The organism is Acetatifactor aquisgranensis, assembly GCF_943193215.1.
Taxonomy (GTDB): domain Bacteria; phylum Bacillota; class Clostridia; order Lachnospirales; family Lachnospiraceae; genus Acetatifactor; species Acetatifactor aquisgranensis.
This window is the reverse complement of sequence record NZ_CALPDH010000062.1, coordinates 1-11,313: the sequence shown is the minus strand read 5'-3', so window position 1 is coordinate 11,313 and position 11,313 is coordinate 1. Positions and strand designations below refer to the sequence as shown.

Sequence of the window (11,313 nt, the reverse complement as noted above, 5' to 3'; positions counted from 1 at the left end):
CAGGATCAATCAGAATTCCGAGAGATCATCATTCTTAGGTTTAGCCGCCTAATAATGATATATTAAGCGATTCCATAAGATTTTTCAAGGCATAGTACCCACTATGTCCAATGTTTATGTCCATTTTTCTCTAATTTCTTTTCCTGCATGATATTCAGTTGTCAATCTTCGCTTAGAATCTCATTCATTGAGATTCCGAGAAGTTATTTTTATGTAACAGCCCTCTGTCGTTAGAGCCACATTCGCTCCCATGCAATATGCCGGAGCAATCCGCAGGGGCAAAGTTTTATGCACCTCTGCGGAATTGGATGTAAGGATTATTTATGCCTTTATATCAAAACTTGCCCCTGTGGGTGACGATGTGCCGGATAACGCCGCAACAATATTCTGTGTAACGCTTTTCATATCCGTGCCAATGGCAGATACCTTGTACGTCCCTTCCATCAGTTTTTCCATATGCTCTTTTCTTTCTGCCCGACGTTCCGCTGCTTTTTCTTCCTCCGCCTTTTTCTCTGCTTGCTTTTCAGCAATTTTTTCCTTTTCTTCACGTTTCTTTCTGGCTTTTAACAGGCGTTCTTCCTCTTCCTTATACTTCTTCTGTATTTTATCAGTATTGTTATTTCCATTCCCTGTATTTGCTGTCCTCATGCCGCCACAGGATGACTGCCTGTTGCCATTGGCATCATATGTAACAGTCCTTCCGCCAAGTACGACACCATCTCTCTGCGCCCACCCATAAACCATTGAGTTTGCAGCAACTTCTCCCGACAGATTCCATTCGATTTCTTTTGCGAATTCAGGATCATTTGCCATTTTCTTCAAACAGTCATACGAAAGATTTACCGTGACTCTGCTGCTATTGCTCGGTAATACGCCGCCATTTGTGTTGAAATTTATCTGTGGAAATTTTTTGCATAGCTGTTCATAATACGCCTGCACCTTGTCTTTGCTGTTTGTTGATTTGCTTGTCTTTACCTCTGTTGCCGCCCTGACATCCGGCTTTTTCACGGCATCAGTATAATTTGCCGCATAGTTACTGTAATTGTTTGTGATCTCCATTGACATAATTTTCATCCTCCTTCAAAAAATCTTACCTACAGCCCTCTGTCATTCGGAGCCGCCCATGCCCCCTTGCGGTAAGTCCGGGCATGATGCCCTTCATTAACCAGGCAGCGAATCACCGCCTGCCGCTATCTCCGTCATGACATTTGCATCATAAGCATTGGATGCCGCCGCCATCTGCCTTTCACCAGCCCACGCCTTTGCCAGCCTGCTTCTCTCCTGCTCCGCCTTTGCAATCTTTTCATCCAACAGCTCCTGCTGCTGTCTCTTAGACTGTGCCCGCTTTTCCAGATATTCTTCCAACAGTTCCTTCTGCCTGTCTTTTTTGTCACTCGTCCTTTTATAGAAACTGTTCTGTGAACGCACATCAAATTCCGAATCATAGCCAACGGGCCATGAATCCGCCCTGTACTCATTCAGGGTCGCACCGACAGTTATCAGCACGGAACAGTTCCTCGGCGCATAGGAATCCCCCCAATCCCTCTGAATCAGTGAAAGAACCTTCTCCCTGTATTGCGGGTCTTCCTTCATTGCCTTGAATGCCGCCTCCGAGATATTGACAGCCGCATTGCTCACCATCCTATGATTGGTGACTTTAGAAAGGTCTTCATAAAATTCCTTCTTGAACAGTTCCATTTCTTCCGCTTCCGATAGTTCCTGTGTACTGCCTGTTTTTTCCAGTGCGAATTTTTCCGTACCGTTCACATTTTTCGTATTTCTCTTTGTTTCCACATTGTTCTGATAATAATTCTGTCCTATTCCACTGATAGCCATTTTTATTCCTCCGTTTTAATCTGTTTTTGAGTTTCATTTAGTGCAAGGTCATTTACTTACCTTCCCCACCTCCCCCTGCTGCAGCATTACCGTCACATGGAACACATCCCCTTTCACTTTTATGTTTACACCGCCGAAATACCTCTCTGCAATATCCCGCACATTTTCAAGCCCTATCCCATGCTCCGTAATGATTCCCGGCAGGATACTCTGTTTCGTTGTAGGCGGGAGTGGACTGCCTTTGCTTACAGGGACAGCACCGTCAAAGCTATTTTCTACATACAGTATCAAAAACTGCTTTTTCCGCTTTAATGAAAGGCGTATAAATCCTTTACCTGTTTCCAGTTTTTCGCAGGCTTCTATGGCATTATCCAAAAGGTTGTTCAATATGATCCCCATATCAAACACGGGAATTTCCCCGCCATACCGAAAATCTGCATCAAACCGGATTCCCGCCTTTTCCGCCCTGCGGCATTTGTCATTGATGATGACATCCGTCACTGCATTCCCCGTCACATACTTATATTCCAGTTCCTGCATGGTCTCATCCATCCGCCGTATATAATCCTCTATTTCCCCATACTCCCCGGCTCCTGCCAGTCCTTTAATGTTCGCCATATGGTTCTTCATCTCGTGACGCACCTTCCGGATGCTTCCATAAAAATTCTCCGCTTCCTCCAGACGCATCTTCATGGCCTTGACCTGCTGTTCCTCCACGAAATGTTTCTGCCTCTCAGCAAGCAGGATGCGGTATCTCTGCCAGAAATAAATCAGGGCGGCCTCTCCCGCAAAAATACATAATGCTATCATGGGAATCTTCCAAAGCAGGTCTGGCTTTTCATCAAACAGCACAAAAGCATCTGTATTTATTCTTACAATAAGCAGGCCGTTGACCACGTTTGCAATCATGCTCCCGACAAAATTCAGGATGGAAAGCAGGATAACATCCTGCCACGCCATTATGGTTACACCCTTCATAAGTCTGTACAAAATAAGCACCATTGCCACAAATAATACCGAATAAGTAAATACCAAACAGAACATCCCAACTGTCATGCAGTGATACATTTCCTGCAAATAACTATCCTGCATCATATCTAGGCTTTTCATCATTACATTTATTATTTTTTCGTAAATACTGCTCGCCATCAAATAGCCAAGACAATGGAGATTATAAAAGGAGAGCATCACAAATACTGCTTTTCCAATCTGCTTTTTATAACGTATCCCCGCATACCCCATTATTGCAAAAGCGGAAACGCCATACCGCACCCAAGCGGCACACGGAAGGAATCCTATCCCTATATTGGCAAGGATAAACAGCGCTGCCGCAATGCCATCCATTTTTCCTTTTTTCCCTCTGAAAGCCGCCGCCCACAAAACAAGGAACATAATTGCTTGTATGGCAATCTTCCATATATCCAATATGCTATTCACTATTTCAAACGCTGGCTGGCTCATAGGCTTTCCTCCGAAATGTAATCCATGTATGCCTGCACAAAGCCGTCATATTTATACCTTGAAAGCAGCAGCTTATCCCCGTTTGCCATCCTTACCTCCGTCTTATCGTAACCCTCCACATGGAAAAGGTTGATAAGGTATCCCCGGTGGATGCGGTAGAACTGCCCCGCAAGCTCCTCCTCCAAATCCCCGATCTTCGCATAGTATTCCATACTTCCGTCTTTTAGGTACAGGATGATATTGTGGTTCCGGCTTTCCATGTAGTAAATGTCATTCAGCGGTATCGCCTTTCCCTCGCCGCCATACTGGATCACAAGTTTTTTCTTCCGCTGCTCCGCCTCCGATGCGATCTGCCCCGCCGCCCGTCCGAACACCTCTGCAAATTTCTGTTCGTCCACGGGCTTTACAAGATACTGGAACGCCCCTACGTCAAACGCATCATACACATATTTTTCATACCCTGTCACAAAAATGATGATGGGCTGTTTCTGCGCCTCCATGCCCCGGATATGCCTTGCCAGCCCCATGCCGTCCATGCCTGCGCCGGAGCCGCCCATCTCTATGTCCAGAAATATAATGTCATGCTCCTTACCGTCCGAAAGGTACGCATCGGCAGAGGCATATTCCGTGATGCCGTATTCCCCGCCCTGCTTTTTGATGAGCGAAACGAGGTAAGACCTTATGTTTTTTTCATCATCACACACCGCAATTTTTATCGTTTCTGCCACCTCCAGTCCTCAACTAACTTATCGGAAAAATAAGGGCGATTTCTAACGCCTACTTCGTGAATGGTTAATCTGGCTACGTGAATCGCAGATTTTTTGTTTTTGAAAGTCCAAATCAGCCCTAAAGTTTTTCGCCTTTCGTCCGATATAGGGGAAACGTAAACCGTCGTGTCAGCATATTAACTCTGTTTTCCCCGCTTTCCAAGCGGTTTCTGCTGTCAAACCTGCCTGTGGAAACAGCAGACCGCCGCATATGGCGGCCTACCATATGCGGCGGTTAGCTTTTGTATATCCTTTATCTCAGCAGCGCCATACTTCCCGTCAATTTGTTTACTTTCTTTTTCGCACCGCAGATGGTAACCCCATAATAATTCAGTGACCTTTCTGGAACGTCCTTCATCTTTTCAATAAACTCATTATAGGTCTTGCACCCCTGTGCAAGGTCTGAAAAATCCACCACCGTCAAGTCCGAAAACTCCGGCTCATACAGCTTCTCTCGGATAGACTTGATCACCTCCACACTGCCCTTTAAGATCGGCACTGGAAATTCAATGATCCCCAAATGACCATTGCCCGTCCTGTCATACACATCTGCGCCTACGACCTCCGGCATCTGCTTCCCCAGCGTGATGCCCATGATTGCCGCCGTGTTCGCTATGATGCCAAGCGGCAGGTTCTCATCAATCACCATGACACATTTTTCATTCTGTAAATCCATTTTCTATCCCTCTTTTCCAGAGGATTTCTCCTCCTGATTTTTTTGATAACAGCGGTAGAGATAGGTCCTGCGAAAGCCAAGCCGCCCATACTGCTCCGGCAGTTCTTCCCTCCCCGGAATATCTGCCAGTATCCTTACGATTCCATTTGCCGCTGCAAACCGCAGGATGTCCTCCAAGCCTATATCCGGCAGATTCCCATCCGGCAGGAATAAAAGTCCCTGACGCTTTATCCCAATGACCATCTCTCCCGCCATGACGTACTCCGTCCCACCGTTCCCGTTTTTCAAGAACAATCCCTCCGGCATTTTCCTTTTCATGCACAGTTTTCCGGCATCCCCTGTTAAATTCCATTCACCGACCACGCCGCATTTTTCCATCCCGTACCCATTGTCCGTAAGGATGGAACTCAGGCGGTAATTGGTATGCTCCACGATGCGGAACACACACTGCCCCGCACTGGCGGCTGATCTCCTCGCATCTGCGTACGTTCTCCGGGATATCCCCTTCCGAAAATTTGTAATACAGCGGATAGACCAAAAGCTGCCCTTCCATTCTTTTCAGCACCCATCCCCGGCAGACTTGCGTTTCCCTGTCTGGGAACAGGCTGATGATCTGCTCCTCCGTCCTTATCGCAGGCTCATTCACTGTTCCCACTCCCCTTCCCGCTATATTCAGAAAGGAAAAGCCCTGCAACCGCCAGAACTGTCCCCATAATGGAAACCCACGTTACCGGCTCCTTCAGTATTAACACGGAAGTCACCACCGTTATGACGGGAACCATGTAAATATAGACGCTGGTCTTAACTGCGCCAAGCACCTTTACCGCAAGGTTCCATGTCACAAAGCAAAGTGCGGAAGCCCCCAGCCCAAGATACAGGATATTGAGCAGATGCGTCATATTCGCAAACCGTTCCAGCCCCATTTCAAAGTTGAAAAGGAATAATGCCGGAACCATGAACAAAATTCCATAAAAGAATGTCCTCCGTGTGGTGAGTATGACTTGATAGCCGAAACTGCTGATCTTCCTTGTCAGTATGGAATAGCACGCCCACACAAATGCCGCAAGGACTGCCAGCAAATCCCCCGCCGGGTTCAGTTCCATCCGGGAGCCGTTAAAGCTGATTAGTGCAACACCCGCCATTGCCACCACAAAGCCTATGAAAAAATTCGCTTTTAGCGTCCCTTCTGATTTCAGGAACAGGCGTGACAGGATTGCCGTGAAAAACGGCGCAACCGAGATGATGACTCCCACGTTGGACGCCATCGTATATGTAAGCGCGATATTCTCCAGCAGGTAATATAAGCATATTCCGCTCAAACCCGCCAGCACGAAAGTCAGCTCCTGCCTGCGCCCCACGCCTTTCATTCGGTGCGGACAGACCAAAAATAATGCCGCAAAACCCATGACAAAGCGGAAGAACAGGATTTCCACCGGCTTAAAATCCGTAAGCAGGACTTTGGTGGATATGAATGTCGTCCCCCATATGATGATGGTGAACAGCGCCGCCAGATGCCCGGCCGTTCTCCTATTCCCCATGCTGCCCACCGTCCCCGTCTTTTTCCGAAAATATTTCACGGTAAGTCCCCGGCGCAAGCCCTATGAACTGATTAAAATAATTTGTAAAATGGCTCTGGTCGGAAAACCCTGTCCTTATGGCCGCCTCCACGGGCGGCACACCTTCCGATAACAGCTTCTTTGCCTCATTGATGCGGACTGTCTCAAGGTATCGGTACGGCGTGACCCCTTTTTCTTTTGTAAAGGCCCGCAGCAGCGTTGACTTGCTAAGCCCCGCATGGCGGCATATCTGGTCTAAATAGATGCGCTCCGTAAAATGTGCTGTCATGTATTCACAGGCTTTTTCAATCTCCTGTCTGCATTCCGGGATGCAGCTTTCAAAAGGCTTCCCATAATTCTGGATGAGGTACGAGAGCAGGAACAGCAATGTTTCCTCTTTCTTAAACTCCCCCGTTCCTTTCATGACCATCTCATGCAGAGGATGCAGGTGGCAGGCTATCTCCTCATCACAGATAACATTTCTTGAAAATCCCGGAAGTTCCCGTTTCCCGGTAACTTCCTCTGCCAGATCGAGCATGACCTCCTTTGAAATGTTAAATCCCCGGTAATCAAACGTCCTTTCATCACTCTGCACACAGGCATGGCTGTCGCCCGGATTGAAAAGCACAATGCTCCCTTCCTCTATGGCATATTCCCTGTCACGGCAGGAAAGCACCCTCTCCCCTTTCTCCACAAAACCTATGACATAATGCTCATGGAAATGGCTTGGAAACGGCTGCACGATTCCCTCAAAGCGGTATGCCTCCATCCTCAATTCATCATCGTATACCACTGTCCTTATTTCTTTCTTCATGTGGATTACCTCCTTGTCAAAAGCCATTTTACCTCTTATTTTTTCCTGCGTCTTGTAAAATATCTTCATTTTTCAGATTTATTGATTTTATTTCTTGTGCGGATTATCTGGATAAAAAGAAACGGTTTTATGTGCATTGGGGATTTTATTAGAAGGCTGCATTTTAGAAATGAAGAAATTCATGAATTGCCTGAAAATGAAAAAAGGGTCATTGAACACCCCTCTTTTCCCTCGCTATCATTTTTCAATTTTTCTGTATACTATCACGCAAAACTCCATATTATCACGGAAACTCATATACAAACACAAAAACTCCGAGCAGTTTCCGTGTTTGTATCATATCCCCCGTTTACCGACAGCATTTTCCGTCAAACTAATACCCTTTTCCACAAAAACCAACAATACCCTACTCCTTTTTACCTTTCCGTTTTATACTATCACGGAAACCCCTGACTTTTGCGTGAAAGTATACTTTTGCCTGATAGTACGATTTTTTCCCCTATCGCCATCCTATCAGCGGCATCAAGAAACACAAAAAAAGGGGGGCCACCACCCACCGTGATGAACCCCACCAAGCCTAAAAAACCTTGATTTTAAGCCATTCTTCAATACTTTCGCCTGCAAGTACCCAAATTCCTATGGCATTATTTGGAAATTGCCGCCTGTGCCGCTGTTAGATTCTGATGACTTTTACCCCTGGGGTAAATTATTTACCCCTTTTACCCCACCTGTGCGGAATTTACCCCACCTTATTTTGCGATTCGACAAATCGACAAATTAACCCCTTGCCTTTATGCGGAATCCGCTATAAAATGATTTCAGCGGAACGCTCCGCAGCGTTTGACAGATGCGGGGGAATCTGTTACAATGAAAATACAAAAGGGAATACTGCCGATAGACGGTCAGCCCTTAGAAATTGGTTTCTAAAAAAGTAACCGCATCCTTTGGCCGAGGGCGGTTACTTTTTTGTGTGGTTTATGTACGCTATCAAAATCGAAACGATGATTCCAAGAATCATCAGAACAACCGTCAGCAGTTCATAGTCACTCATAAGCAATCCCTCCTTTCCCGGTTTTACCCGTTGTCAGAGGGATAGTCCCTCTGCGAAGAAGGACTGACCGCCTATCCCGTTATGGCAGTACCCCGTATGGATATTTTATCAGAAAATGTCGGACGCTACAAGATGGTTTTCCGGCTTTTTTATTTTTCCACTTGCTATCCCGCCAAAACAGAGGTAAGCTACGACACCACGGAAGGAGGGATTTGATTGGAAAAAGATTCTGCATTATACCAGCTCATGGACACACGCATGAACGGTGTCATGAACGGCATTGTAAGCGGTGACGGGGAATACCAGGCGATTCTCCGAAAGTCTGACGTATACTCCGGCGAACTGGAAAGGATGGATTTATCAAAAGAAATCCGGCTGCTGATTGACCGCTACGTCAGCGAGCAGAACGCGCTGGGCTCCCGGTTTGGGATGCTTGCATATCTGCTTGGATTTTCCGACTGCAAGGCCATGTTTTTGGGGAAATGCCTGCCGACAGACGCAAAAGAAATGACCACAGAATTGTAACCGCAAAGTGCCGGACAGGACGGAAAGGCTGCGCCACAGCCCTTCCGCCCTGTCCCTCTTTCGTTTTAAATGAATATCCATACCTCCAGTTCCGCGTACCTGTTGGATTTTGACCACTGCGGGTGTTTCCTGAACCACGCCCGCTCGTCATCCGGCGTGACCGTTATCTTCTTAAAATAAACAGGGGAACCGGCATCATCCAGTCCCCCTCCTGCATCGGGGCTTAAGTTTAAGAGCCACTCGAAGCGGTCTTCATAAACCCTCACCCCTGACACATATTTATCCATTTCCTCTTCCGAAAACTCGCCATCCTCCGGCATGGCGGACTGCCCCATGAGCCTTTGCAGGTTTTCCAGCTTGCCGCTCACATCCGCCTCCGTGGCGGGCTCCACGTCCCCGTACTGCGCCATCCGCTGCTCCAACTCCGCTATCTTCTCCCCGACCTCCTGCTGCTTGCGGCTGAATACTTCCTTCGGTATCTCGTTGTTCATCCTCATATCGAGGAGCGTCTCGTACCGCCCGCGCTCTTTTTTAAGCTGTTCTTCTATGATTTCCTTGTCCCGCAGCACTTCCGACTGCTCCACCCCGGCGATGCCGCACCCCAGCACCGCCGCCGCGTTCAGGAGCGTTCCCTCCGGGTCATCGAAAACGGCGTGGAGGACTTTCTGCGCCATCGTGTACATCTTCCAGTCCTGCACCAGCGGCGAACGGCAGACGTTCTCAATGCTTAAGCCGTTTTTCAGCCTTGCCGCTATGGTCCCCGTCCGGGTCTGGTCGTAGCACTTGTAGGTGTAGGTGATGAAGTCCGTCTTGGTATGCCACTTGGTCTTTGCAAAAGCATGGCCGCACTGGCACCGCATCTTCCTGCGCCAGAGGTCGTCCGAATGGACGCCCTTGTTCTTCCGGCGCTGCCCCATCTGCGCGTCCTTTTCCGCCATCATCTTCTGTACCCTCTCGAACTCCTCCTTTGTGACGATGGGCTGGTGCTTCCCCTCCACGATGACGCGCTCCAGCTCCCCCTTGTTCTTCGCCCTTTTCTGTTCCAGGTAGTCCGGCACATACTCCTTCCGGTATTCCAGCTCCCCGCAGTAGAGGCGGTTCTTTAAGATGTGGCCGACAGTGGCGTAATGCCACATCGTCTTCCCCATCGCCGTGCGGCGGCCTTCCTTTTCAAGCTGTTTCATGATCTTATGGTAGCCGTTGCCCGCAAGGTACAGGTCGAATATCCTCCTGACCGTTTCCGCCTGTTCCTCATTGATGACGTACTCCGGCCCTACCTTGTCATATCCAAGCACGTTCCCGGTGCCGTAGACCACCCCGTTCTGGAAGGATACCATCTGCCCCGCCTTCACGCGCATGGAGGTCTTTTTCGATTCGTTCTGCGCGAGGGTCGCCATGATGGTCAGCCTAAGCTCCCCGTCCTCATCGTTCATGGTCCATATACCGTCCTCGGTGAAATACACCTCAATCCCCATCCGCTTCAAGAGCCTCGTCTGCTGGAGGGTGTCCACCGTGTTCCTTGCGAACCTCGATACCTCCCTCGTGACGATTAAATCGAAATGTCCGTCCTTTGCGTCCTCCATCATCCGCACGAAGTTTTTCCGTTTTGATATGGAGGTACCAGTTATCCCTTCATCGATATACCGGCGGTACAATACCCAGTCCGGGTGCCTGTCTATCAGGTCATCATAATACTGCACCTGGTTCTCCAATGCTGAAAGCTGTGCCTCATGCTCTGTTGAAACCCTGGCATATATCGCAACTTTCCTTATGCGCATCTGCATCCGCTCCTTTCCGTCCCTGCCCCGCAGGGCTCCCGCATTTTTCTTTAAAATAAGGCCCCGCATCCTTTGGGTTTCCCACCCTGCAGTAGATTGACGCCCTCAGTTTTTTTCCCTCATTATCTGCCATATCCGTCTGCGCTCCTTTCTTTTTGGGTAGTCTATTAATCACTCTGAAAGGCCGTAAAGTCAAGCGGTCTGGCCGCTTTCTTCCTATATAAATGCCGCCTTACATTCCTCTAAATCCGTGTGGTGAATGCCAGTGAAATCCACCCGTTGCGCTTTTCCTGATAGGCTTTCAGCAGCCCCCAGCCGTCCTTTTCCTCGACCACGGTGAAAACGCCCACGCCGGTAAACTTGCCCGTCTTTGGGTATGATTTTCCGGGGCCTTTTCGGATATTTAAATCGGGGATAGATACCCGCACCATGTAAGGTGCGGAAAGGGTGAGGCTCTCCATGAACTGCACTTTCCCTTCGTCCATAACGGCTTTCAGTATGGAAAGTATCTTCTCCCCATACTTTTCTCCTGCCGCCCAGCCTTTCCCCTGCGGGTTCTCCTTCTGACCGAGCCACTCCGCATAGGGCGCGCAGCCCCTTGTGACATAACGGAAACGCGGGTCTATAAGTGCGTTCCGCAGCTTATCTGTGGAGGCGTAGGCTTTGAGATGCTGTATCTGCGCCCGGATACCAAGCTGCGGTGTGTCAAAGGACAGCCCCGTTTTGCCCCTCTGCGTCACCCCAAGACCGCAGAAATTGTTCTGCGAAAGAGTGACCGCCGAGCCGGAAAAGGTAAAATTCCCCGTTTCGAGACAGGACTGTGCAAAGGCGATATCGCCCCTCACGCCC

At 48.6% G+C, this 11,313-nt stretch carries 12 protein-coding genes; 1 reads left to right on the top strand and 11 read right to left on the bottom strand.

Annotated features, from left to right (window positions below; genetic code table 11):
- Nucleotides 1-321 precede the first annotated feature (321 nt).
- From NFS35_RS27775 to NFS35_RS27735, 9 genes are all read right to left on the bottom strand, one after another.
- Entirely contained in the window at nucleotides 322-1,065 is a 744-nt protein-coding gene (locus tag NFS35_RS27775; RefSeq protein ID WP_251210221.1) for a DUF6033 family protein, read from the bottom strand.
- Nucleotides 1,066-1,161: 96 nt separating this feature from the next.
- Nucleotides 1,162-1,836, bottom strand: coding sequence for a hypothetical protein (locus NFS35_RS27770; protein WP_251210220.1), 675 nt, complete (start codon nucleotides 1,834-1,836; stop codon nucleotides 1,162-1,164).
- Between the two features lie 48 nt (nucleotides 1,837-1,884).
- Entirely contained in the window at nucleotides 1,885-2,796 is a 912-nt protein-coding gene (locus NFS35_RS27765; RefSeq protein WP_251210219.1) for a sensor histidine kinase, read from the bottom strand.
- Nucleotides 2,797-3,293: 497 nt separating this feature from the next.
- Nucleotides 3,294-4,025, bottom strand: a complete 732-nt coding sequence (locus tag NFS35_RS27760) for a LytR/AlgR family response regulator transcription factor (protein ID WP_251210218.1) — start codon at nucleotides 4,023-4,025, stop codon at nucleotides 3,294-3,296.
- A gap of 292 nt (nucleotides 4,026-4,317) precedes the next feature.
- Complete coding sequence (locus NFS35_RS27755; protein WP_251210217.1) at nucleotides 4,318-4,740, bottom strand: DUF2000 domain-containing protein; 423 nt, start codon at nucleotides 4,738-4,740, stop codon at nucleotides 4,318-4,320.
- Between the two features lie 3 nt (nucleotides 4,741-4,743).
- Entirely contained in the window at nucleotides 4,744-5,058 is a 315-nt protein-coding gene (locus NFS35_RS27750; protein ID WP_251210216.1) for a hypothetical protein, read from the bottom strand.
- 34 nt (nucleotides 5,059-5,092) lie between these two features.
- The gene (locus NFS35_RS27745) at nucleotides 5,093-5,395 is read right to left on the bottom strand and encodes a hypothetical protein (protein WP_251210215.1); all 303 of its coding nucleotides are present in this window, start codon (nucleotides 5,393-5,395) and stop codon (nucleotides 5,093-5,095) included.
- Nucleotides 5,379-6,278: a DMT family transporter gene (locus NFS35_RS27740; RefSeq protein WP_251210214.1), complete on the bottom strand. Its 900-nt coding sequence runs from the start codon at nucleotides 6,276-6,278 to the stop codon at nucleotides 5,379-5,381. The genes NFS35_RS27745 and NFS35_RS27740 overlap by 17 nt, the downstream gene beginning before the upstream one ends.
- Nucleotides 6,268-7,110, bottom strand: a complete 843-nt coding sequence (locus tag NFS35_RS27735; RefSeq protein ID WP_251210213.1) for an AraC family transcriptional regulator — start codon at nucleotides 7,108-7,110, stop codon at nucleotides 6,268-6,270. The genes NFS35_RS27740 and NFS35_RS27735 overlap by 11 nt, the downstream gene beginning before the upstream one ends.
- Nucleotides 7,111-8,377: 1,267 nt before the next feature.
- Between NFS35_RS27735 and NFS35_RS27730 the strand changes: the two genes are divergently transcribed.
- A complete protein-coding gene (locus NFS35_RS27730; protein WP_251210212.1) occupies nucleotides 8,378-8,686 on the top strand; it encodes a hypothetical protein in 309 nt (102 codons plus the stop codon).
- Nucleotides 8,687-8,751: 65 nt separating this feature from the next.
- Here NFS35_RS27730 and NFS35_RS27725 read toward each other — a convergent pair whose 3' ends face one another.
- Both NFS35_RS27725 and NFS35_RS27720 read right to left on the bottom strand, forming a co-directional pair.
- Nucleotides 8,752-10,533, bottom strand: coding sequence for a recombinase family protein (locus tag NFS35_RS27725; RefSeq protein ID WP_251210211.1), 1,782 nt, complete (start codon nucleotides 10,531-10,533; stop codon nucleotides 8,752-8,754).
- Between the two features lie 173 nt (nucleotides 10,534-10,706).
- The coding region (locus tag NFS35_RS27720) for a glucosaminidase domain-containing protein (protein ID WP_251210210.1) at nucleotides 10,707-11,313 on the bottom strand (607 nt) is incomplete at its 5' end.